Origin of the sequence: Cryobacterium sp. CAN_C2, from assembly GCF_015751745.1 — a bacterium.
In the GTDB taxonomy this organism is placed as follows: Bacteria; Actinomycetota; Actinomycetes; order Actinomycetales; family Microbacteriaceae; genus Cryobacterium.
In genome coordinates this window covers 57,087-80,574 of record NZ_JADOUX010000008.1, presented here as the reverse complement: position 1 = coordinate 80,574, position 23,488 = coordinate 57,087, and the positions used below count along the sequence as shown (strand labels likewise).

At 64.6% G+C, this 23,488-nt stretch carries 21 protein-coding genes and 1 pseudogene; 11 read left to right on the top strand and 11 right to left on the bottom strand.

The window, feature by feature from the left end; all coding sequences use genetic code 11:
• Nucleotides 1–34: 34 nt before the first annotated feature.
• The 3 genes from IWX77_RS08440 (at nt 35) to IWX77_RS08430 (ending at nt 3,357) form a co-directional block, all read left to right on the top strand.
• Complete coding sequence (locus IWX77_RS08440; RefSeq protein ID WP_196844070.1) at nt 35–643, top strand: hypothetical protein; 609 nt, start codon at nt 35–37, stop codon at nt 641–643.
• A gap of 150 nt (nt 644–793) precedes the next feature.
• Nucleotides 794–2,023 (top strand): M20 family metallopeptidase, encoded by a 1,230-nt coding sequence (locus tag IWX77_RS08435; protein WP_297413102.1) that lies wholly within the window; start codon nt 794–796, stop codon nt 2,021–2,023.
• Nucleotides 2,020–3,357, top strand: coding sequence for a DUF3100 domain-containing protein (locus IWX77_RS08430; protein ID WP_442784451.1), 1,338 nt, complete (start codon nt 2,020–2,022; stop codon nt 3,355–3,357). The genes IWX77_RS08435 and IWX77_RS08430 overlap by 4 nt, the downstream gene beginning before the upstream one ends.
• 153 nt (nt 3,358–3,510) lie before the next feature.
• Here IWX77_RS08430 and IWX77_RS08425 read toward each other — a convergent pair whose 3' ends face one another.
• Together IWX77_RS08425 and IWX77_RS08420 are read right to left on the bottom strand one after the other, a co-directional pair.
• A complete protein-coding gene (locus IWX77_RS08425; RefSeq protein WP_196844069.1) occupies nt 3,511–4,044 on the bottom strand; it encodes a GNAT family N-acetyltransferase in 534 nt (177 codons plus the stop codon).
• 5 nt (nt 4,045–4,049) lie between these two features.
• Nucleotides 4,050–4,511, bottom strand: coding sequence for a DoxX family protein (locus tag IWX77_RS08420; RefSeq protein ID WP_196844068.1), 462 nt, complete (start codon nt 4,509–4,511; stop codon nt 4,050–4,052).
• Between the two features lie 440 nt (nt 4,512–4,951).
• Here IWX77_RS08420 and IWX77_RS08415 point away from each other — a divergent pair, with 440 nt between their 5' ends.
• Complete coding sequence (locus IWX77_RS08415) at nt 4,952–7,246, top strand: FdhF/YdeP family oxidoreductase (RefSeq protein WP_196844067.1); 2,295 nt, start codon at nt 4,952–4,954, stop codon at nt 7,244–7,246.
• A gap of 9 nt (nt 7,247–7,255) precedes the next feature.
• Here the strand turns inward: IWX77_RS08415 and IWX77_RS08410 are convergent, their stop codons facing one another.
• The 3 genes from IWX77_RS08410 to IWX77_RS08400 form a co-directional block, all read right to left on the bottom strand.
• Entirely contained in the window at nt 7,256–7,573 is a 318-nt protein-coding gene (locus IWX77_RS08410; protein ID WP_196844066.1) for a DUF6457 domain-containing protein, read from the bottom strand.
• 95 nt (nt 7,574–7,668) lie between these two features.
• On the bottom strand, nt 7,669–8,157 hold the full coding sequence (locus IWX77_RS08405; protein ID WP_196844065.1) for a DUF427 domain-containing protein: 489 nt from the start codon (nt 8,155–8,157) through the stop codon (nt 7,669–7,671).
• A gap of 46 nt (nt 8,158–8,203) precedes the next feature.
• Nucleotides 8,204–9,475, bottom strand: a complete 1,272-nt coding sequence (locus IWX77_RS08400) for an MFS transporter (RefSeq protein WP_196844130.1) — start codon at nt 9,473–9,475, stop codon at nt 8,204–8,206.
• Nucleotides 9,476–9,564: 89 nt separating this feature from the next.
• Between IWX77_RS08400 and ligD the strand changes: the two genes are divergently transcribed.
• Nucleotides 9,565–10,587: a non-homologous end-joining DNA ligase gene (ligD, locus tag IWX77_RS08395; RefSeq protein WP_196844064.1), complete on the top strand. Its 1,023-nt coding sequence runs from the start codon at nt 9,565–9,567 to the stop codon at nt 10,585–10,587.
• Between the two features lie 27 nt (nt 10,588–10,614).
• Here ligD and IWX77_RS08390 read toward each other — a convergent pair.
• Nucleotides 10,615–11,615 (bottom strand): annotated as a pseudogene (locus IWX77_RS08390) (glutathione S-transferase family protein).
• 43 nt (nt 11,616–11,658) lie between these two features.
• Entirely contained in the window at nt 11,659–11,985 is a 327-nt protein-coding gene (locus IWX77_RS08385) for a hypothetical protein (protein ID WP_196844063.1), read from the bottom strand.
• Between the two features lie 126 nt (nt 11,986–12,111).
• On the opposite strand from IWX77_RS08385, the gene IWX77_RS08380 reads away from it, so the two are divergent.
• The 3 genes from IWX77_RS08380 (at nt 12,112) to IWX77_RS08370 (ending at nt 14,265) form a co-directional block, all read left to right on the top strand.
• The gene (locus IWX77_RS08380; RefSeq protein ID WP_196844062.1) at nt 12,112–12,528 is read left to right on the top strand and encodes a VOC family protein; all 417 of its coding nucleotides are present in this window, start codon (nt 12,112–12,114) and stop codon (nt 12,526–12,528) included.
• Between the two features lie 45 nt (nt 12,529–12,573).
• Complete coding sequence (locus IWX77_RS08375; RefSeq protein ID WP_297413107.1) at nt 12,574–13,380, top strand: DUF1206 domain-containing protein; 807 nt, start codon at nt 12,574–12,576, stop codon at nt 13,378–13,380.
• Between the two features lie 405 nt (nt 13,381–13,785).
• Nucleotides 13,786–14,265, top strand: coding sequence for a hypothetical protein (locus tag IWX77_RS08370; protein WP_196844061.1), 480 nt, complete (start codon nt 13,786–13,788; stop codon nt 14,263–14,265).
• Here the strand turns inward: IWX77_RS08370 and legP are convergent.
• Together legP and IWX77_RS08360 are read right to left on the bottom strand one after the other, a co-directional pair.
• Nucleotides 14,236–16,173: a Dot/Icm T4SS effector Zinc-dependent metalloprotease LegP gene (gene legP / locus IWX77_RS08365; RefSeq protein WP_196844060.1), complete on the bottom strand. Its 1,938-nt coding sequence runs from the start codon at nt 16,171–16,173 to the stop codon at nt 14,236–14,238. The two genes, IWX77_RS08370 and legP, sit on opposite strands and share 30 nt — an antisense overlap.
• 193 nt (nt 16,174–16,366) lie before the next feature.
• Nucleotides 16,367–17,866: a maltokinase N-terminal cap-like domain-containing protein gene (locus IWX77_RS08360; RefSeq protein WP_196844059.1), complete on the bottom strand. Its 1,500-nt coding sequence runs from the start codon at nt 17,864–17,866 to the stop codon at nt 16,367–16,369.
• A gap of 265 nt (nt 17,867–18,131) precedes the next feature.
• Here IWX77_RS08360 and IWX77_RS08355 point away from each other — a divergent pair, with 265 nt between their 5' ends.
• Nucleotides 18,132–18,794, top strand: a complete 663-nt coding sequence (locus IWX77_RS08355) for a GntR family transcriptional regulator (RefSeq protein WP_327012139.1) — start codon at nt 18,132–18,134, stop codon at nt 18,792–18,794.
• Nucleotides 18,795–18,835: 41 nt separating this feature from the next.
• On the opposite strand, the gene IWX77_RS08350 is transcribed toward IWX77_RS08355, so the two are convergent.
• On the bottom strand, nt 18,836–19,264 hold the full coding sequence (locus IWX77_RS08350) for a hypothetical protein (RefSeq protein ID WP_196844057.1): 429 nt from the start codon (nt 19,262–19,264) through the stop codon (nt 18,836–18,838).
• An 821-nt stretch (nt 19,265–20,085) separates the two neighbouring features.
• Here IWX77_RS08350 and IWX77_RS17070 point away from each other — a divergent pair.
• The gene (locus IWX77_RS17070) at nt 20,086–20,622 is read left to right on the top strand and encodes a DUF1003 domain-containing protein (protein ID WP_327012140.1); all 537 of its coding nucleotides are present in this window, start codon (nt 20,086–20,088) and stop codon (nt 20,620–20,622) included.
• Nucleotides 20,623–20,661: 39 nt separating this feature from the next.
• Here IWX77_RS17070 and IWX77_RS08340 read toward each other — a convergent pair whose 3' ends face one another.
• Nucleotides 20,662–21,162, bottom strand: coding sequence for a GNAT family N-acetyltransferase (locus IWX77_RS08340; protein ID WP_196844056.1), 501 nt, complete (start codon nt 21,160–21,162; stop codon nt 20,662–20,664).
• Between the two features lie 515 nt (nt 21,163–21,677).
• Here IWX77_RS08340 and IWX77_RS08335 point away from each other — a divergent pair.
• Nucleotides 21,678–23,429, top strand: a complete 1,752-nt coding sequence (locus IWX77_RS08335) for an AMP-binding protein (RefSeq protein ID WP_327012141.1) — start codon at nt 21,678–21,680, stop codon at nt 23,427–23,429.
• Nucleotides 23,430–23,488: the final 59 nt, after the last annotated feature.

Genomic DNA, 23,488 nt, shown 5'->3' with positions numbered 1-23,488 from the left:
CGGCCCCGCCGGCTGGCGCTGAGACGTGACCAGAATGCGGCGTCGTCTTCGCAATCCCAGCTTTCGTAACCCGACGTTTTTTTCGACCTGGCTGCTGTGGCTGGTCGGAATTCTTGCTTTTCCGATCGCGGGCCTGGCCGGTACCGCGGTGGGTGGGCGGGTCAGCAACCCGGTGTCGGCCCTCATCGGCGGGGCGGTCTGCGGCGTCGTCATCGGCCTCGGCCAGGTACTGGTCAGCCGGCGACGCCTCGATCCGCTGATGTGGATCCCGTTGTCGGCGATTGGAATGGGTCTGGGGCTGCTCCTGGGCTCGACCGCTGTCAACTACCGAACGACGCTTGGCGAACTGGCCCTGATGGGAGCGATCACCGGGCTCGTGCTCGGCGCGGCGCAGGCCGTCGCGCTGCCGCCGCGCGCCCGGCGACGCTGGCTGTGGGCCCTCGGTGTGGCCGCTTTCTGGGCGCTCGGCTGGACCCTGACGACCCTGGCCGGAGTCAATGTCGAGGCGCAGTTCACGAACTTTGGCGCCATCGGCGCGGTGACGTTCACCGCGTTGTCCGGGCTCCTGCTGCACCTCCTGCTGCCGTTTCACCCCAGGTCGGGCATGTGGTTGCGGTCTCGACCCGTCAGTACGTCGCCGTAGTGTGCGACACCCATCACACGTGCGCTTGCCGCCCAGCGGGACAGCGGCCGTGCGGGACGCAATAGGCTCGAAACAGCGGATGTCCCGAATCAGTGTCGGTATCGGCACGACCAATACGGGTGGCCCGGCGTCGCCAGATCGGAACCACCTGTGGAATTCTCCGCCATGCTCGCCGCAACGACAGGGCTGAAATCTGACATCGTCAGAAATGTCGCTGCGGTCGCCGATGATGTTCTTCAGTTGAGCCGGGCGATCCACGCCGACCCGGAACTGTCCTTTCAGGAGTACCGCGCATCCGCTCTGATTACCACCCGGCTGCACCGGGCAGGATTCACCCTGGAACAACCGGTGGCCGATCTGCCGACAGCCTTCGTGGCGACCGCCGGGACCGGGCCATTGACGGTTGCCATCTGCGTTGAATACGACTCGTTGCCGAACATCGGCCATGCCTGCGGTCACAACATCATCGCCGGCGCGAGTGTCGCGGCCGCCCTCGGCCTGCTTCCGCTTGTCGACGCCCTCGGCATCACGCTCAAGGTGATCGGGACTCCAGCCGAGGAACACGGCGGCGGGAAGGTCCTGCTCATGGAACGCGGCGTGTTCGACGGCGTTGGGGTTGCCCTGATGACCCATCCCGTTCAGGACGGAATGTCCTACAACCCGGCCGGAACAACCTGCCAGGCCGTCGGTCGGTACCGGGCGACGTTCCGGGGAACGGCCGCGCACGCGGCGGCGGCGCCCCATCTCGGTGTCAACGCAGCGGATGCCGCGGTGTTGTCGCAGGTCGCCGTGGGGTTGCTGCGGCAGCAGATTCCTGGAGACCACCGAATTGCCCTGTATGTGTCAGAGGCGGGCTTCGCCACGAACATCATTCCCGACACAGCCGTGGTGGAATTCGAATGCCGCGCCTTTACCCTGCCAAAGTACGAGGCCTTGCTGGTACGGGTGCGTCGGTGTTTTGAGGCCGGCGCGCTGGCGACGGGAACCACGCTGGAGATCGAGCAGACCGAGCCCCTGTACGAGCCGCTGCTGCAGAACGAGGCGTTGTCTGCCCATTGGAACGCCGGCATGGCGTTCTTCGGCCGCAATGTGGCACGTTCGACTGGACTGAGCGGCGGCTCAACGGACATGGGCAACGTCTCCCAGATCATCCCCAGCATTCACCCGTGGGTGGGGATCCCCGGGGCTCACGTTCCCATTCATTCCCACGGCTTTGCGGCCGTCGCCGATACCCCGGAGGCCCACCAGATCATGTTCGAGTCTGCTCTCGCGATGGCGTGGACCGTGCTCGGCGTGACCACCGATGACAACGAGCGGCAGTCATTCATCGACGCCGCGCAGCTGCGCGTGATGTCTGAGGCCACCGGGGCGCCCCAGTGAAGACCAGCGTCACCGCCACCGCGACCAACAGCCGGCCGGCATCCGTTCGCCTGAAACAGGCCGGTCCAATCATCGCGCTGGCGTTCGTCATCGCCGTGGGCTGTCAGGCGATTGGGTCGCTGACCATCGATCTGGGCGTCGGAACGATCATTATTTTCCCGATGGTCTGGGCTATTCTCATCGGTGCCGTTGTGTCGGTGCAGAGGATCAAACCGCTCGGGTTGAACCTGCAAAAGATCGCCAATGCCTTTGTGGGCATCGCCGTGATGTTGCTCGTGGCCCGCCTGGCGTTCTCCATCGGCCCGAGCCTGCCGCTATTGCTCGATGCCGGCCCGGCCCTGCTGGTGCAGGAGATCGGGCACCTACTCGGCACGGTCGCCCTTGCGCTGCCGCTCGCCGTGTTGCTGCGCATGGGTAAGTCCACCGTGGGTGCCACATTCTCGCTCGATCGCGAACCGGCCTTCGCCATGGTCAGTGAGAAGTACGGTCCCGATTCCGACCAATACCGCGGAGTGCTCGCGATGTACGTGTTCGGCACACTTTTCGGTGCGGTCTACATCAGCTTGCTGGCGTCGCTTCTCACCTCGGCCAATATCTTCGACCCGCTTGCCCTTGCCATGGGGGCCGGCGTGGGGTCGGGGTCGATGATGGCCGCCGCCGCAGCGAGTATCGTGGCGCAGTTTCCCGCCCAGGCCGAGCAGATCCTCGCCATGGCGGCGGTGTCCAACCTCATCACGACCGTGCTGGGCGTCTATGTCGGCATCTATATTGCCCTGCCGCTCGCCGACCGGTTCTACCGACTGCTGACCCGCCGCCAGATCGACAAGAAGCCTGCACCGGATGCCGCCACCCTCGACGAAAATCGCCGGTTCCGAGAAGCCACGACGGAGGCCGCAGCCCCGGTGAAACTGCCGATCTGGATGGCGATGTGCGTGCTCTCCGCCATCGGCATCGCGACGGCCTCGGTCGCGGCAAAGTCCTTTTCGTGGGGCATCGTGGGCGGGTACGCCATCATGGTCGCCCTCATCCTGGTGAGTATGTTCCTGGCGAAGGTGTCGCGCAAGATCTCGGCCATTGTCTGGGCAACAACCATCGGCGCGCTTATCTCCAGCCCGTGGTCACCGATCGGGGAGTCGCTGACGGCCCTTGTGACCAGCATCGACTTTCTCTCGCTGGCGACCGTTGTCCTGGTCAGCGCGGGGCTGAGCCTCGGCAAGGATATGCCACTTCTCAAGCGCATCGGGTGGAAGATTATTCCGGTGGGTTTGGTCGCGATCACAGCCTCGTTCGTGCTCGCCACCGTCTTCGCGGAGTTCTCCTTGGGCCTCTGGTAGCTTCTGGTAGCTTCTCTTTACGCCGACCGCCGACTGTGCGCCTCAAACCGTCACCGCGCCAAGTGTCGGTGGGCGCGCCCGTTACCGGTGGGCGCGCCAGCCATAGTGGGCGCGCCGACCGGTAGTGGGCGCGCCGATGACCAGGCCGGCGGCTTAGGTGCGCTGCAGCACCTTTTCGAGCACCTCGAGGTGCAGGTCATCGCGCTTGGGTACACCGAAACGCGTGTCGAAGTGAAAGGGTTTCTGTACTCCCGTTCGCTGATAGCCGCGACGTTCATAGAACGCGATGAGGGAGTCGCGCACGCTGATGACCGTCATCACCATTGCGGTCGAACGCCATTCGGAGACGGCCTGTCGTTCGGCCTCGGCCAGAATACGCTTGCCGTCACCCTGGCTCTGGCCGATCGGACGCACGGCGAACATGCCGAAATAGGCGGTATCACCCACGTCCTTCTCGATGTGGGCGCACCCGACCAGATCGACCCCACGTTCACCAAGAATGACGAAGCTGTGGGCCCGATCGAGGTCGGCACGCAGGATATCGGCGTCGAGGCGCTGGCCGTCGATGAGGTCGGCCTCCGTGGTCCAGCCCTGTCGGCTCGCCTCGCCGCGATAGGCGCTCGTCACCAACTCCAGCAGGGCCGGAACATCGTCGGTGGTCGCGCGGCGGAACGTCAGGGTGTCCATTTTCCCTACGACGTACGCTCGGCCGGAACACGGGTGCGCCAGGCCCGCCACGCACCCGTGGCCCACAGCACCCACAGTACGAGCAGAGGTTGAAAGGCCAAGCGGATACCCCGAGACAGATCCGAATTCAGCCCAAACGAGTCGGTTGCCGTGACGAACTGTGAGATGTTGCCGGGAAAAATCGCCACGAAGAACGCGGCGACAATCCAGCCGACCGGCACCCGCCACCGGTGCAGTGCGAGCAGCGCGATTCCGAGCATGATTTCGACGATTCCCGATAGCACCACGACCGTGTCGGTGCCCAAGGGAACCCAGGCCGGAACCTGCGCCTGAAATGCTTCCCGATTGACGGTGAGATGGCTGATTCCAGCCAGCAGCAGAAAGGCGCCGAGAATCAGCTGGCCGATTAGCCGGGGCAGCGAACGGTGCGAGCGTGCCGCACTTTCACGAGGTGTAGATTCAGCCATTTGTGCTGAGTCTAATGCTGGCAGGGTGCAGTTTTGTGACGGTTTCAGCCGGGTAGACGGCGTGCTGCGAGCACGACTGACCGAGCGTCGAGCAGGTCCACGGCTAACGACCGAGGAGCCGCGCGAAGAACCCGCCCGTGGATTTCTGCCTCACGTGGCCCTCGCAGCGCTGGTTGCGCGGCACATTCTTCATGACCTGATCAACGTGCTGGCCGCACCCGGCCCAGGTGGTCTTCTGACAGGTCTTGCAGGTGACTGCTCTGCACATGGTCGGTGCCTTTCGGTAGGGAATTATCTCAGAGTATACCCGTGGGGGTATCACACAAATTCGTACCCCGTGAACGGATGCTCGCGCCCCAGTGGGTGTATCGTGCCAGCGATGAGCGCTCGGTCGGCCACACGACCCCGGGACTCAGGAACTACAAGGAGAGCGGTGCCGCATGAGCAGTGAAACCCCGATCGACGACGTTACCGACGACGACATCGAGGTCACGCACTCCAAAGCCTGGGCCGCCGGTGTACCGGGCGTGCTGCATTCCATGCAACCGGCGATCACCCAGATGGGCGCCCGGCGAGGAATGCGTGCGCTCCTGGCCATGAACCAGAAAGACGGTTTCGACTGCTTGAGCTGCGCCTGGCCCGACCCGGCACACCGCAAGGCGTTCGAGTTCTGTGAAAACGGCGCCAAGGCCGTGACCTGGGAGGCCACCCCGATTACCATCCCGACGAGTTTCTGGGCCGATCATTCGCTGCACGACCTGCGCGAGAAGAGCGAATACTGGCTCGGCATGCAGGGCCGGCTAGTCGAACCCGTCTACAAGCCGGCCGGCAGCGACCACTACCGCCCGGTCAGCTGGCCCGAGGCCATTCGGGTGATCGCCGCCAAGCTCAACGCCCTCGACTCACCCGACCAGGCCGCCTTCTACACGAGCGGACGCGCTTCCAACGAGGCCGCCTTCGTCTACCAGCTCTTCGCGCGGGCCTACGGCACCAATAACCTGCCGGACTGTTCCAATATGTGCCATGAATCCACGGGCTGGGCCATGGGGCAGACCGTCGGCATCGGCAAGAGCACGATCAGCTACGACGATTTTGCGAAAGCCGACCTGATCATCATCATGGGTCAAAACCCCGGCACGAACCATCCGCGCATGCTCACCGCGCTCGAAGAGGCCAAGGATGCCGGCGCCCAGATCGTCGCCATCAACCCGCTGCCTGAGGCAGGTCTGCGCCGCTACAAGAACCCGCAACGGGTGCGCGGGATCATCGGCCACGGCACCGACATCGCCGACCAATTTCTGCAAATTCGCATCGGGGGCGACATGGCTCTGCTGCAGGCCGTCTCGAAGCGGGTGCTGGACGCCGAAGATGCCGCGCCAGGAACCGCGCTGGATCAATCCTTTCTCGACGAACACTGTCACGGCCTGGCCGAGCTGCGGCAGCATCTCTCCCAGCTCGACGAGCGCGTGGTGCTGGCCGCGACGGGCCTGCGCGCGGCACAAATCGACGAACTCACGCAGCGGTACCTCAAATCTGATCGAGTGATCATCACCTGGGCCATGGGGCTGACGCAGCAGAAGAAGGGCGTCGAGACGATCAAGGAAATCATCAACCTGCTGCTGCTGCGCGGCAATATCGGCAAACCCGGTGCCGGGGCCTCACCGATCCGCGGCCACAGCAACGTACAGGGAGACCGCACCATGGGCATCTGGGAGCAGATGCCGCCGGCCTTCCTCGACGCCCTGCAGCGGGAGTTCGGCTTCGACCCGCCACGAGCGCACGGCGTTGATTCCGTCGACGGGGTGCGCGCCATGCGCGACGGAAGGATGAAGGTGTGGATGGGTCTCGGCGGCAATTTCGTCGCCGCCATGTCCGACACGGGCATTGCCGAGGCCGCAATGCAGCGCACCGAGATGAGCGTTCAGATCTCCACGAAACTCAACCGTTCGCACGCCGTGACGGGCGAGGAGGCCCTAATCCTGCCGACCAGGGGGCGCACTGAAATTGATGAGCAGGCCAGTGGGGTGCAGTTTGTCTCCGTCGAGGATTCGGTCTGCGCTGTGCACCCGTCCTGGGGCAATCTCAAGCCGGTGTCACCGAATCTGCTGTCCGAGGTGGCGATCATTTCGCGACTGGCCAGCGCCGTGCTCAAAAGCACAGTCGCGGTCGACTGGGCCGGTTTCGAGGCCGACTACGACCGCATCCGCGACCACATCGCCCACGTGGTCGACGGGTGCGAAAATTATAACGGGCGCATCCGGGAGGAGGGCGGGTTCGTGCTGGCGAACGGCCCCCGCGATTCACGCACCTTCAACACCCCGATCGGCAAAGCCATGCTGACGACGAACACGCTTGAGCACCTCGAGGTGCCGCCCGGGCGCCTGGTACTGCAGACGCTGCGCAGCCACGATCAGTTCAACACCACCATCTACGGCCTCGATGACCGCTATCGCGGCATTAAAAAGGGTCGGCACGTGGTCTTCATCAACAAGAAAGACCTGATTAACCTCGGTTTCGCCGACGGAGACCTGGTCGATGTGCACAGCGAGTTCAGCGACAATGTCGACCGGGTGCTGCGCGGCTACCGGTTGGTCGCCTACCCGACACCGCGCGGCTGCGCCGCCGCGTACTATCCAGAAGCGAACGTGCTCGTGCCGCTCGACAGCGTCGCCGACGGCAGCAACACGCCGGTGTCGAAGGCCGTCATCATCCGGCTGGAGCGTGCAACGCCCTGATTGAGAAAGCTACTGCGCCGTGTTCACCCAGCCGGTTTCGTTGGGATTCTCACCCGCGGGCTGCTGGCAGACGGCGATGACGACATCCGCTGCCCGAGCGATGGCCGCGTGCGACGCCGTAGCCGAATTGGCTGCGGCCAAGCCGGCGGCATAGCCGACGACGAACGTTGTGATGGGTGCGGCCATCGGACTGATCGCACGAGCGGCCTCATCGGCGACGTTCAGCATGAGGTGGTTGTCCACCTCCAGATCCAAAATTTGGAGGGCCTGGCTGAGGCGGCGGGTCCACTGCTTCAGAATCTCTTCGTCCACGTCGTTGTGTGTCACAGCAACTCCTTCAGTTGTCGGTTAGAACGGATGCCCGGCGACGTTGACGGTACCCTGACGCGAGAAATCGCGTGCAACAAAATGGCTCCGAATTGTTACCAACCCATAGTGCCCGCGGCGCCCTTGAACGGCCCGACAATTTTCTCGGTGATCCAGCCGCCGTAGTAGTCGCCGTCCTGCGCACGCACCGTTTCACCGTCGACGGTGCAGCGCTGCATTGCTCCCGGATAAATGGCGACGCGGTCGGCCAGCGTCTCATACCCCGATGTCGGCGTGGGGTAGAACCAGGCGGCCCGGGCGCTTGAGCCGACGGAGAGGTAGCCGGCTACGCCCTTGTACTCGCAGTAGCTCTGGCCCGGGGCCGGTTGCAGAATTTCCGGGGCGAAGGCGCTCCGCGGCAAGTAGTACACCGGTGGATGGCTGGTCTCGAGCACCCGCACGACGTCGCGCGTGTCGGCGATGGTCACGCCGTCGAGTTCGATGGTGACGTGTTCCTGGGTGTGTTCGACGCGGGGCGGTCTGGGGTAATCCCAAACGGATTCCTGGCCGGGGCGGACGGGGTCGCGGTTCGCTCGCTCAATCATGAACCGATGCTAGGACAGCAACCTGCGAAGAACCGTGATGTTTGCGTCAGCCGGCCCGGCGCGGTTGCAAAAGGGCAACGGTGAGCGCGGCGGCCACCACGGCAAGCCCGGCAACCATGCCGACCATGCCGACCCACCCCCACTGCACAAAGAACTCACCACCGAGCCAGCCGAACAGGCTCGACCCGGTATGGTGCGAGAGGTTGTACAGCGAGGATGCCTGGGCCCGACCGACCGGGGCCTCGGCCCCGGTCCAGCCGGACGCCACGGCGTGTGCGGCAAAGAAGCCCGCCGTGGCCAGCAATACGCCGAGCAGAACGATTGCGAGCACGGTCGACAGGGTCAGCAGCACCCCCGCCGTCATGCAAGCGAGCGAGCTCAGCAGTACCGACCAGCGACCGAATCGGGCGGTGAGAATGCCGGCTTGAGCCGATGACCATGTGCCGGCCACATACGCCACGAAGACGAGACTGATCAGGGCCTGCGGTAGGTTGAACGGGTCGTGGGCCAGCCGAAAACCGAGGTAGTTGTACAGGGCGACGAAACCGCCCATGAGCAGAAACCCCTGCGCATAGAGCGCGAGCAGGCGCGGCGACGTGAGATTGGCCCGCAGCAGCATGACCAGGCTCAGATCGGTGCCGAGCTCGTGCGCCCCGCGTTTGTGACCGACCCGCGGCACGAACGGGCGGGGTACAAAGCCGCGCGGCGCCGGAATCAGCGTAATGAACAGCACGGCCGCGACGGCGCAGAGCGCTCCGACCGTCAAGACGCCGACCCGCCAGTTGGCGAGTTCGGTGATCGGCCCCGCCACGAGACGCCCGAGCAGGCCGCCGATCGAGGTGCCGGCGACGTAGGTGCCGGCCGCACGGGCGGCATGTCGGGGCTCGATCTCCTCACTCAGGTAAGCGATCGCGATCGCCGGAACGCCGCCGAGCATCAGCCCTTCGACCAACCGCCCGGTGAGCAGCAGCGAGAAGGTGGGGGCAAACGGCACGAGCAGTCCGAACACCGTCGCCGCGATCACGGCAATTGACATGGCCCGCACCCGGCCGAGCCGGTCGGCCATGATCGACCAGGGAATCACACCGACGGCTAGGCCGAGCGTCGATGCAGAGATGACGAGGGCGGCATCCGCTGCGCTGACACCGACGTCGTCGGCGATCTGGGCGAGTACTGCCTGAGGCGAGTACAGCTGGGCGAACGTGGCGATGCCAGCGAAGAACAGACCGGCGAGCAGTTTGCGATAGTCGGAACTGCCGTGCGAGTGCCCGCTCCAGCCAGCGGATGCCACCACCCGGCCCGGGTTCGCGATCGTCATCACGCGGCAATCTCGACTCGGGGCACTCGTTCAGCGCACGCGTTCCGGGCCCTACACCCACCCGTGACGAATCTGGCTACAGTGTGCGCATGAGCTCTGATGCGCAGGTTTTGACGGTGGATGGCCCACACGGCGCGCATGACGTGCGCCTGTCGAGCCCGAGCCGGGTGCTCTGGCCCGAACTGGGAATCACCAAACGTGACCTCGCCCAGTACCTGATTGACGTCGGTGAAGCGTTCGTGCGGGCCAACGGTGATCGCCCGGTATCGTTGCAACGGTTCAGCGGCGGAATCGACGGTGAGCAGTTCTTCTCAAAGAACCCGCCCAGGGGCGCGCCCGACTATGTGCGGGCCGTGCCCGTGGTCTACCCGAGCGGGCGTACGCATCCGCAGCTCGTGATCGACGAACCGGCCGCCGCGGTGTGGGCGGTGCAGATGAACACGATCGTGTTCCACCCGTGGCCGTCCAGGGCCGAGCTCTCGGACAATCCCGATGAACTGCGCATCGACCTGGATCCGCAGCCCGGCACGAACTTCGCCGACACCATTCCCGTCGCCGTGGAGCTGAGAGAGCTGCTCGCCGAAGCCGGCCTCGTGGCGTTCGTGAAGACCTCCGGAAATCGGGGGCTGCACGTGTTCGCGCCGATCACCCCGACCCGGGAATTTCTCGACGTGCGGCACGCGGTCATCGCCGCGGCGCGCGAGCTGGAACGACGGATGCCCACCCGGGTGACCACGAACTGGTGGAAGGAAGAGCGCGGCGAGCGCGTCTTCGTCGACTACAACCAGGCCAACCGCGACCGCACCATGGCCGGTGCCTACAGCCCGAGGCCGCTGCCGCACGCCCCGGTCTCCTGCCCGCTGGAGTGGAGCGAACTGGCGCAGGCCAACCCGCGCGCGTTCACGATCCTCACCGTGCCGGATCGGTTACAGAAGCAAGGCGACCCGTGGGCGTCGATGCACGAACAGCCCGGCTCGATCGACGCCCTGTATTCCTGGTGGGAACGCGATCTCGAGGGCGGGCTCGGCGAGTTGCCGTTTCCGCCGGACTTTCCCAAGATGCCAGGGGAGCCGCCGCGCGTGCAGCCCAGCCGCGCCCGCCGTCCGGAGTAGGCCGCGTCGACTAGCCGCGTCGACCGATCAGTTCACGATGCGCTCGGCGGGCACGGGCGCTTCCGGCGGGGTGCCGGTGCCGAATGGACGGCCGCCGAGCTCGGCGCGAGAATGCGGGGCCAGCCAGGTGGCAGCATCCGGCCCCTTCGGCACAATGCCACTGGGATTGATATCGACGTGGGTCACGTAATAGTGCTTCTTGATCTGGCCGAAGTCGATCGTGTCACCAAAACCGGGCGTCTGAAAAAGGTCACGGGCATAGGCCCACAGCACCGGCATCTCGCACAGCTTGTTGCGATTGCATTTGAAGTGACTGTGATACACCGCATCGAAGCGGGCGAGGGTGGTGAACAAGCGGATGTCCGCCTCGGTAATCGTGTCGCCCACAAGATACCGTTGGCCCGCCAAGCGCTCTTCGAGCCAGTCCAGCCGGTCGAACAGGGCGTCGTAGGCCCGTTCATAGGATTTCTGGCTTCCAGCAAAGCCGCACTTGTAGACGCCGTTGTTCACGTCGTGAAAGATCAGTTCGGCCACCTCGTCGATCTCGGCCCGCAAGGTTTTGGGGTAGAGATCAGGGGCACCGGCTCGGTGATACGCGGTCCACTCGGTCTCAAGATCCAGGGTGATCTGCGGTAATTATTGGTAACGACCTGGCCGGTGGGTACATCGATGATTGCCGGCACGGTGATGCCGCGCGGGTAGTCGGGAAATCGGGCAAAGAAGGCCTGCTGCAGGCGTTCAATACCGAGGACCGGGTCGAGCCCGTCCGGGTCGAGGTCGAAGGTCCAGCTGTTCTTGTCGTGCGTGGGGCCGGGTAGGCCCAGCGAGATAACGCCCTCAAGGCCGAGCAGGCGACGCACAATTGTGGTGCGGTTTGCCCACGGGCAGGCTCGGGCCGCGACCAATCGATAGCGGCCCGGTTCCACCGGCCAGCCATCCCGGGCGTCTCGCGTAATGCGATCTTCGATGTAGTTGGTGTCGCGGTTGAAGTCCTGGCCGGGCTGAATGTAACTGGGGTCGAGGCTCATGCCCTTAAGCTACCGGACACGGCCGACACGGGCTTGGGTGGTTCTAGGCTGCGCCGCCGAGTTCGGCGGTGAGTTCGGCGGTGAGCTCGGCGTCGGTACGGGCATCGATGATGCCCCACATCATATGGGTGGGGCCGCTGCTGTCGCCCGGCTCCACCCGCGGCCGACTGGCCCAGCCGCGGGCGACGGCGGCCGCCCCGAGCTGCGCCAGCGAATCACTTATGCGCGTTTTGCGAATCTTGCCGGCCAGCACGCTGCCGTCGGGCGCCTGGCGCCAGCCGCGCTTGTGGGCGATCACCCGACCAATCTCCTCGTCGGTCAACCAGCGCGAAAAACTGCGGGTAGGCGGGTCAATGGCGATCAGCTTCATGCGAATACTGTACTCGCCACCGGTCGGCCCTGGCTCACCGCCCGGTGCTGGATCCTGGTGACTCATGCGAACGACTGATCGGGACGATAATCACTGCACAAACCCGACAAAGAAGGAGATCCAATCATGAGTAGCCGTCTCAATCCGTACCTCGGCTTTCGCGGCAACGCCCGGGAGGCGATGGACTTTTACCAGAGAGTCTTCGGAGGTGAGGTGACCCGCAGCACCTTCGGGGAGTCCAACGCGAGTGACGATCCGGCCGATAAAGACAAGATCATGCACTCGGAACTGACCACCGCGAGCGGATTTTCTCTGATGGCCTCCGATGCGCCGAGCAGTATGCAGGTCGCCACCGGCAGCAGCATCTCGGTCTCCCTCAGCGGTGACGACGAGGCCGAATTGACCGGGTATTGGGAGAAGCTGGTGGAGGGAGGCTCCGTCGCAATGCCGCTGAGCAAGGCACCCTGGGGCGACAGCTTCGGCATGGTGACCGACAAGTTCGGCACGGCCTGGATGATCAATATTGCTGGCACGCCCGGCTGAAGAAGTTCCTGAGCGCGACGGGGTGCGTTGTCCTATGATGGGCCCGTGATAAATGCATCGGCGACACACATCGCTCACGAAGCGAGTAACAGCTCGACTCTGCAACTGCTGGCACGGCTCGGCTTTGCCGTCAATGGACTGCTGCACATTCTCATCGGGTCAATCGCGATCACCGTCGCGGTCGGCGCGGGCGGTGGATCCGCCGATCAGAGCGGTGCGCTCGGCCAACTCGGGTCCAGCCCCGGCGGGGTGTTTCTGCTCTGGACGGTCGTCGTCGGCATGTTCGCACTCGGGCTATGGCTTCTAGTCTCGGCATTCGTGATGCAGGGTGACCCTAAACGCAAGTGGTCGCGTCGTTTTGCAAACCTGGCCAAAGCCGTCGTTTACTTTGCCCTCGGCGTTACCGCGCTCACCTTCGCCCGTGGCGGCTCGGCCAGTTCGGCTAGCAGCACGCAGAGCGCCAGCTCGTCGTTGCTGGCATCGCCCGGTGGCATCATCGTGCTCTTTTTGCTCGGTGTGGCCGTGTTGGGCGTCGCTGGCTACTTTGTCTATAAGGGTGCAGCTCAGAAATTTCGGTCAGACCTCGCCGTGCCGAGCGGAACGGTCGGCCGTGTGGTCATCGCCCTCGGCGTCGTCGGTTACATCGCCAAGGGCGTCGCGCTCGGCGTGGTGGCGATCCTCATCGGGGTCGCTGCGCTCACCCGCGATGCCAGCAAATCCACCGGGCTCGACGGGGCGCTCAAAGCGCTCGCCGCCCTGCCCTTCGGAACGCTCGCTCTGCTCCTGATCGGCAGCGGGCTCATCGCCTATGGCATTTACTGCTTCGTGCGCGCCCGGCGCGCCCAGTTGTAGCACGCGGAGCGAACAGATTGCGACGGCGTTAGTCGACCGCGATGTCGCCTGGAGCCTTGTCCGGGTGCCAGCCCCGCCGAGATGGCTGGCGCAGCCGACCCGTCGCGGTCCACCCGTCGCGGTCCACTCAGCGAATTCCACTCAGCGAATTCCACTCGGCGACGAGGGTGGCCCACGCCCACCCAGATGTTCGTGGAAATCCAGCCCAGGCGCGTCTTCGAGTAAAGCGCTGCGGTGTGACTGGATACCCCGGCTCCCAGTGCGACGATACGAGCCGTTTCAGACCTCACTATCTCAGCGCCTGCGCTGTTCGCCCGACCAAACACTATATACGATAGGGGGTATTTACCAGTTTGGAGGGCTGCTGATGAGCGAGATTGCACGGGAGGTGGCACCATGAGGGTCATGTCAGCACACTCCGAGCAGAATGCCGTGGTGACCGGCGTTATCGAGTTCGCTTCGGGAGACCGGCCTGCCGGTCCATTCACGGTCACCGTACTCGTCGAAGACGTGTCACGAGCGGATGCCCCGAGCGCCATCGTTGGCGGCGCCCGCTTCGAGAACCCGGCGTTCGGGGAGACCGAAGAGGCGCAACTGCCCTTCGCCGTGACCGTGCCCACGAACACGCTCACCGGGGTCCGTCGTCTGAACGTGCGGGTGCACGTGCGCGAGGGACTGCTCGGAAGCCCGAACGTCACGCGCCCGAACGTCACGCGCCCGAACGTCACGCGCCCGAACATCACGCGCCCGAACATTACCGAGGGGGACTTCGTATCGACGCAGTCCCACCCGGTGTTGGCCGACCCTGTGTTGGCCGACCCTGTGTTGGCCGACCCGGTGCTGTCGGGGTCGGCGTCAGTTCGTATCCCGGTTCTGCGTGTCTGAAGCGGTGGCGGCGGCGGCGCTGTCGGCGGCGGCTCGCACCTCGGCCTCATCGAACGACGTGATCACGCCACCGAGGCTTTCGTAGCCGGTGAGCGACGGACCCCAGGCCGCGCCGTTGAACCACTTGTGGAACAGTTCGCTGCTGGTTCCGGTGAGGAACACATCGAGCCGGCCAGGTGCCCAGGAGACCACGCGCGGCTGCGAGGTCGCGATGCCGCCCATGTTCTCGTAGTCGAGCACCGACGGACCCCACGAGTTGCCGTCAAACCACTTGTGGTAGAGCGCACTGTCGGTGCCGATCACAAACAGATCGAGCCGGTTCGGACCCCAGGACACGGCCTCGGGTTCGCCCACGACAATGCCGCCGAGCCGTTCGAAGTCGTTGACCGACGGGCCCCAGGCTGAGCCGTCCCACCACTTGTGGTACAGCGCGCCGTCCGTGCCCGTGACAAAGACGTCGAGTCGGTTCGGGCCCCACGAGACAACGCGCGGCGACGAGGCGCAGACCCCGCCGAGGCGTTCGTACCCGGTGAGGGATGGACCCCAGGCGGAGCCATTCCACCACTTGTGGTAGAGCGCCCGGTCGGTGCCGATCACGAAGACGTCGAGGCGGTTCGGTCCCCAGGAGACGACTTCGGGCTGGCCGACAACGATGCCGCCCATGTTCTCGTAGCCGGCGACCGAGGGACCCCACGCTCCATCGAACCATTTGTGATAGAGCGCGTGGTCACTGCCGACGACGAACACGTCGAGCCGGTTCGGCCCCCAGGCCACCACGCGCGGGTCACCGAGAATGACGCCCCGCATGTTTTCGAAGCCCGTCGCCGATGGCCCCCAGGCGCTGCCGTTCCACCACTTGTGGTACAGCGCGCTGTCGGTTCCGGTGACGAACAGGTCGAGCCGGTTCGGCCCCCACGCAACGGCCTGTGGAACGCTCTCGGCGATGCCGCCCAGATCTTCGAAGCCCGCGACCGACGGCCCCCACGCCCCGTCGAACCATTTGTGGAACACGTCGCGGTTGGTGCCGAGCACGAAGGCGTCGAGACGGTTCGGGCCCCACGACACGACGGGGCTCGAACTGGCCCGGGCCGTTTGCGGGTACATGAAGTTGACCGCGGCAATGTCTCCGGCCGACAAGGCGGCGCGCTGGCCGATCTGAGCTCCGGCCTGCACCGGGGTGATCGTCTCCAGCCCGTTCTTCGAGAATGCGGTGCGCGGGTAGTGCATGATCGAACCGTAGTCATAACCGCCGACATCATCGCCGTCGACGATGTGCTGGTCGAACTGGCTCTCCATGCCCGTTTCGATGTTGGCCACTTGGATCGTCACGAAGGTGTTGCGGTCTTCGCGGCTCTGTTCGTGCCAGAGGCCGACCGCGTGGCCGATCTCATGGATGGCGTTGCCGGTACTGCAGCCGGTACCCAGGCTGATGGTCTGCATACCGTTACCCTGCATGCCCAGCATTGACCAGCATCCGCCGGCATCACTGAACTCAACAAAGTTGGAAAACTGTGCCGCATTGGCCGGGGTGCGTTCCGGAAAGCGGATGGGCGTGCGCGCCTCCCAGTGTGTGATTGCATCGCGTACCCGCTGTTGGTTCGGCAGGGCGGCGTTGATCTGAAACGGAACCTGGGCGTTGGGCCAGCGAAAGCGAGCGCCGGTAATGATGACGCCTCGGGCACGACCGTCGTCCCGGTTTGCCCTGTCCTTGGTCTGCTCCAACTCGGCGACGGTGCCCAGCACGATGTCACCTTCGAAGACGGCCAGATCGTTGACCTTGTAGTAGACCACTTCGGTCGGCCCGAAAGTGACGCCCGAGATGATACCGGATGCCGATTCTCCCGCCTGAAATTCACCCGCACTGACGAATTTCTGGTCCCCGCCTGGGCCGGAATTGTTTTCTGCCATGGAACTGCTCCTTGTGCCCGCTGTTCCACACTGGCACCGTGCCGGAATCAGCACCGTGCCGGAATCAGCACTGTGCCGGAATCAGCACTGTGCCGGAATCAGCACTGTGCCGGAACGGCGGTCACACTACGCCGCCAGGCGTTATCGGAGCGTTACTCGGGGCTTTTTTCCGGGCCTGATCCGCCAACGACGGTCAGCGCGAACCGCCGACCAGCCGTTCGATCGCGGCGAGGGGGATCGGTAGCCAGGTGGGGCGGTTGCGGGTCTCGTAAACGGCCTCGTAGAGAGCCTTGTCGAGTTCGAACGCATCGAGCAGGGCGCTCTGATCGGCCAGCTCAATGCCGGAGCGTTCCGCATAGCCGTCGAGAAACGCCCGCCGGCACGCGGCGGCCCAGTCAGAAATTGAGGGCAGGGTGTCGGCCGTCGGCCCCGCGGTAGCCATCATCGCCCCCGACACGTAGGAGAACGACCTCAGCATGCCGGCGACATCGCGCAGCGGAATGTCGGGCCGGGTGCGCTCGCGCAGGGTGCGCAGCGGTTCCCCCTCGAAGTCGAGCAGCACCCAGCCACGGCCCTGCACATCGAGAACCTGGCCGAGGTGAAAGTCACCATGGATACGTTGCAGCCTCGGCCACGCCGCGGTCTCCGCCCGGGCAAACACCGCCTCGATGGCGTCGCGGTGTCTGGCCAGAACCGGCACTTCACGCAGGGTCAGGCTGCAGCGCAGCCGCATCTTCGCCATTTCCTCGGCAATGACCGCGGGCGTCGCATCGAGGGTCGGCAGGGCGCGGCCGAGGTCCTGGTGCACCTCGGCGGTGGCTTGCCCCAACCGAAAGGAGGGGCCGGTGAAGTCGCTACCGGACGCGGCAGCAACCAGGGCGGTGCGCCAGGCATCCGGGGCACCGGGCAGAAACTCCTGGGCAAAGGCCAGATGACCGACAGCACGGCTACCGGGTTCGGCCGGGTCGTCCCACTGGCCGAGCACGGCGCCGAACGGCAGCGGAATCCGGCCCGATCCGGCGTTGGCCAGCGCGGCCTGCACCGTCACATCCGGATTCTCGCCGGCATGGATGATTCGGAATACTTTGCAGATGATCGGCGTGGTCGGCGCCCCGGTCGCGTCAACGCGCTGAACGATGATCGAGGTATTGGACTGCTCGCCGCTGAGTACGCGACTGGATGCGACCAGGTCCGTCGACGTGGCGGCGGAGCCCGGTCGTAGGTCTTCGCCGCGCGCGTTCGCCGCGGAGCGGTCTGTCGAAGGCGCGGTGGTCGTGGAGGAGACGCCCTGCCGTTCCATGAACGCGAGCAACGCGGCAGCGAAGGCGGGATCGTAGGCTGCGTCGTAGATGAAGCGCGCGTGGTCGGAGCCGGGCTTGCGCACCGTGATCAGGGCGTTGGTCGCACCGGGCAGCTCACCGACCCGCTCCGTGGTCGGCAGCTGGTACAGCGTGAGCCCCAGACTTGCGGTATCCAAGACGAGGTCGACGCGAATGCTAACTCCGGCCTCGGCCGAGGGAAGGGGGAAATGGCCGATGCTGCGCAGGGCCGGCATTCGCCCCTTGTTGCCGAACCAGCGCTGCGTTGACACCCAGGCGTTGACGTAGTCGGGCATCGGGGTGCCCCGATGGGTCGGGACGAGATCGGGATTGGGGGAGCGGTCTGCATTCTGGGCGCGTTCTCCATCGATCATGCCGCCAGCGTAGCGTCCTTGCCCGGATTGCGCGTGACAGTCTGGTGCGCCGTCGCACTACTCAGCGTGCGACGTGCGGGCAGTGCGCCAGGCCCCGAATCGGGATGGCGTGGATCAGACGATATTTTTAGGTACCTGAGCTAGAATTGTAAACAATTGACAGGGCGGTTGAGCTGGGCCGGATGGTCAATGGAATTCTTACACTCACGTAATTCAGATATTTACTCGAGAAAGAACTGTGAAGGGTATGCCCCAGCGATATTCATTGGAACCCGTCATCCAGGAATCCACCCCATCGATCATCGCCCGCAAGCTGCGGTACGCGATCGCCCACGGTGAGGTGGCCCCCGGGTCGCAACTCGGTGAGGCTGAACTCGCCCGCGAACTCGGCGTCAGCCGGGGCCCGCTGCGCGAAGCAATGCAGCGGTTGACGCAGGAAGGTCTATTGGTCAGCATTCGCAACCGCGGCCTCTTCGTGATTGAAATGACGGATGCCGAGATTCGCGACATGTACGTGCTGCGCACCGCGATCGAGTCGGCGGCCTGCAAACTGCTCGTGCGCGCCGACCACGTCACCGCCGGTCAGAATCTGCTCGCCAAGGTGTCCGAGATGGAGAATGCGGCTGCCACCGGCGACCGCGCCGTCATGAGTGACGCCGACATGGCGTTTCACGAACACCTCGTGGCGTTGAGCGGCAGTCGCAGCCTGGCACGCATCCACAACACGCTCATGACCGAGACACGCATGTGCCTGGCCGTGCCGCAGGACTCCTACCGGGTCACCGAGGAATGGCTCGCGGAACACCGCGGTATCGCCGAGGCCGTGTTCGCCGGGGATGGTCCGCTGGCCGAGAGCCGGTTGAACGACCACGAAGACGACGCTCTGGCGCGACTGACGAGCGCGCCGGCATCCGTTTCGGTCGGCTGAGGCTGGTCAAAGGTCACAGCTGAACCGGCGGGGCTGCTCCTCTACAGCGATGAGAGCGGATGTCCCGGGCTGACGCCGGTTGTCCTCGAGGCATTGTTGACAATCATCCGTTTCTGCAGTGTGCGGGCATGATGCACACCGCGCCCCGCAGCACCGCGCCCCGCAGCACCGCGCTCGCCGTTGGCACCGGCGGTAACCGGCTCGATTGCGTCGGCCTCGCTCGACGTCTGTATCGAGGAGCCGCTACCGGCCATGAGCCCGCTCCGGAACACCCCGGGAGTGATCATCTTCGCCCAGATGTCGGGTGATGTGCTGGGCTGGCGGAACGGCCTGGCCCAACATGCACCGACAGTGTGCAGCGTTGGCCAGCGGGGGACGAGCTGAGCAATGTTGTCGACAAGACCCGCGGCTACGTCGCTCGAGCGCACTGATTCCGTTACCTCGCAATCATCACGAAACAAGAACTTCACAGTCAGATCATTGGTGACAATCGTGGGCGCTGCGTAATTACGCGCGCTGGGAGGAATACGTCCAGGCGGGCAGTAACGCCAGAAAGTGTGGCTCACAGCACGAAAAAGCGGATGAGCCGGGAACAGTCGTTCGCGGCTCATCCGCTTCGGTGCATGTCAGGTTCATGGCAGGGTGTCAGATCAACGAATCACCCGAATCGGCACCGCGTGCAGCGCCACCGCACCGAACCGGTCGGTACTCGGCAGATTTTCCGTGGGGTGAAGGCGGCGATCGCTACAACGCACGTACGCGTGGGATTCGCGTCGGCTTCGCATAGGCCGACGGGATGCCGACCGGCCGGCTTAGGCCGTTGCGAGCGTCGTGATTGCCGCGTGCGGAAGCCGCACGGGTTCAACGCGAATACCGGTGCGTTCGCAACCGGTGCACTTGAGAACATAGCGGGGGAGAGTGAGCCGCAGGGCCTGCGCGGGGTTCGGTTTCAGGTCGGCCGGTGACTTGCAAAATGGGCAGGTGATTCGCATCGATTGTTGTCCTTTGGCTTGGTTCTGCGTAACTGATAACTCTCGTTAAATCGACCATAGGGGCAACATTGAATGACCGCGCCCCCTTGAAATTCCAGCAATTTTGTGTGTGCCGAGCATTTGTCTGTTCCTGTTTCAACTGACATGCATCCGCAGATTCGCGTCAGGATCAGTGACTGGATTCAACGGGCCGACCCTGTTTGCCGACTGTGTGTACAAAGTTTCGTTCGACAGGCTCGGAGTCAGACGCCACGTGCGCGCCACCGAGCGCATTTATTTATCGGACATACACTGTGCCCATGAATACTGTGCCCACGAATGCTGTGCCCGGCAGCTCTGAGTCCTCGCCCGCAGGACAACAGACAGCCGTGCCCCAGACAGCCGTGCCCCAGGTTGCGAGCGCGCGCCGCGGGCCCACCATCACTTGGCACCAGCAGCACAAGAAATCCCTGACGACGGGGGAGCGGGCCGCCGACACCCTGCGCAATTCCATGGGCAGCTGGCGGTTCGTTGGCGGCTTCGTGCTGTTCATGATTTTGTGGGCCGCGGCGAATTCTTTCGCTGTGGGCTGGGATCCCTATCCCTTCATCCTGCTCAACCTGTTCCTGAGCATGCTCGCCGGACTTCAGGGCGCCATTCTGCTCATTTCGGCCAAACGGCAGGATTCGATCGCCGCCGCGCTGGCCAAGCATGACTTTGACACGAACGTTGCGGCGAAGATCGATATCGAGGCCCTATTGGAGATCAACAACCGTCAGCTCGTGATGATCAACGATCTGCACGCCATCCTCGAACGGCTTGACCTGTCCCGGCCGACGCCCGCGACGAGTGACTAGGTGTCGGCGGCGGGCGGTGCAAGAGAGTACTTTCCCCAACTAAACGGATGCCGCCAGCAGGCTCACGACGAGGGTGTCACCCTTGGTCGACAGCTGGCCGACCTCAAGAAATCCGAGGCGGTCGTGGAACGCGAGCGAACCCGGGTTCGGAGGTTCGAGGTTGACCTCGCAGAGCACCTCGGCGAGTAGTTCACGGCGGGCCGCACCGAAGATGGCGTCGTAAAGCACCTGGCCAAGGCCCTGCCCGCGAAATCCGTCGGCCACGACGATGCGGTCGACGTAGAGAAAATCGTTGGAACGGCTTGAGAACCAGCGGTAGTTCTCGCTCGCATACTCGGCCCCGGCGACAAACAGAATGGCGAAGCCGAGCGCGACATCGACTGCGTCGTCGGCAACGACAGCGACCGCGAGGTGGCTGTGCTGCACCAACGCGGCCAGGGCTTGGGCATCCAGTTCGCTGACGGCGGGAACGGCGGCGTTGTTGAGCGCGAGCAGGCGCGGCAGATCGGCGGGCACGAGGGTACGAATCGAATGGGTCACCCCATAACGATAGGCCCGCGACCGTGGCTGCCTTGTGTCGCCGTGCCTACTAAGAAAACAAAGGTGACTTTACCCGCGGAAAGCGGGATGAGGTTGGGCTCGTAAACGGCCATCGCGATGACGAGGTCTTCCCACGACATTCCCGTGCTCGTGAAGGTGCGGGGCCGGTGTGAATCAACGCTGACGCTTCCAATCACCATGTAACGCGGCGTCCAGCATTGGCTAGACGCCCTGAATGCGCTCTCGGCCGAGTGCCGGGTTGCCCGGCGCGACCGAGGCCACCGTGATGCCCACGAACTCGCTGGCCACGGTTCGGTCGCACAGGTCATCCCGCCCGGACTTTCGCGGCAGCCTTTCGCGGCAGCCTTTCGCGGCAGCCTTGCGCGGCAGGCTTTCTGGCGCGGGCGATCCTGCAGTCGGCCCGGCGCGGGCCGACCCGCAGTCCTGCCAGAATGAACTGTCGCCGTTTCGCTCTGGCGACTCGTTCGAGGAGACAATGGCGTATGACTCATCAGGTGAGCACGACCAATAAGAGCACGACCAATACGAGCACGACCAATACGAGCACGACCAATACGAGCACGAACAACTACCGGGCCGCACGCGACCAGCTTCTGGCCCTGCGCGACGATCACGCGCGCGCCGCGCAGGAGTTTCGCTGGCCCGATGTGGGGGAGCACTTCAACTGGGCCACCGACTGGTTTGATGTGATCGCGCGCGGCAACGAAAGAATTGCGCTGTGGATCGTCGAAGAAGACGGCAGCGAGCAAAAGTTCAGCTTCGCCGAGATGGCCTACCGGTCCGACCAAGTCGCCACCTGGCTGACGCGGCAGGGCGTGGGGCGCGGCGACCACGTCATGCTCATGCTCGGAAATCAGCGGGAAATCTGGGAGGCGATGCTCGCCATCATGAAGGTCGGCGCCGTCATCATGCCCACGAGCACCGTACTCGCCTCGCACGATCTGACCGACCGGGTGCGTCGCGGCGGCGTCACCCACGTGATTGCCAACTCGGCCGACGCGACCAAATTCGACGACGTTCCCGGCGATTACGTTCGCATCGGCGTCGGCGCCGCTCGCCCCGGGTGGGCTGACTTTGCGGACGCCTACCGAGTCACCCCCGAACCACTCACGACGGTCGTGGCATCCGCTGACCCGTCACTGATCTACTTCACCTCGGGCACGACGAGCAAGCCGAAGATGGTGCTGCACTCGCAGACGTCCTACCCGGTCGGCCACCTGTCGACCATGTACTGGCTGGGCCTGCGCCCCGGGGACGTGCACCTCGCCATCAGTTCGCCCGGCTGGGGCAAACACGCCTGGAGCTGCTTCTTCGCCCCGTGGATCGCCGAGGCGACCGTGTTCGTCTACAACTATTCCAGGTTCGATCCGGCCGCCCTGATTGCCCAGCTGCGCCGCGCCCAGGTCACCACGTTCTGTGCGCCGCCGACGGTCTGGCGCATGCTCATTCAAGCGGATGTCGGCGCCCGCCCGGCCAGCCTGCGCGAGTTGCTCTCCGCCGGAGAACCACTCAACCCCGAGGTCATCCGGCAGATCGACAACGGCTGGAAACTGATCATCCGCGACGGATTCGGCCAGACCGAGACCACCGCCATCGTCGGAAACGGGCCAGGATCCGTGCTGAAAGCAGGGTCGATGGGCCTGCCCCTTCCCGGAGTCTCGATCAAGTTGCTCGACCCGATCACCGAGCTACCCGCAGACGAGGGCGAGATTTGTCTTGACCTCTCGACGAGCCCGGTCAATCTCATGACCGGCTACCACGGCGAACCCGACCTCACTGCTCACGCCATCCGCGGCGGCTTCTTTCACACCGGCGATGTCGCCAAGGTGGATGCCGAGGGTTACCTCACCTTCATCGGCCGCACCGACGACGTGTTCAAGTCGAGCGACTACAAGGTGTCGCCGTTCGAGGTCGAGAGTGTGCTGCTCGAACACCCCGCGGTCGCCGAAGCCGCCGTTGTTCCGGCGCCCGATACAACCCGGCTGAACATTCCCAAGGCCTACATTCACCTCGCACCGGGCTGGGAACCAACGAAAGAGACCGCCGAAGCCGTGCTGCGGCACGCCCGAAACGGGCTGCCCGCCTATATGCGGGTGCGGCGGGTAGAGTTCTCCGACCTGCCCAAGACCATCTCGGGCAAGATTCGCCGGGTCGAGCTGCGCGAGCGTGAAGACGACGCGGCAGCCGCGGGCATCCGTCTGCCGGGCGAATGGCGCGACGACCAGTTTCCGGGATTGAAGCGCTAGCAGCATCCGCTTTGAGGAGGGGACTTTCGGCCCGAGACAGGCCCCGACCCCGTCGCTAG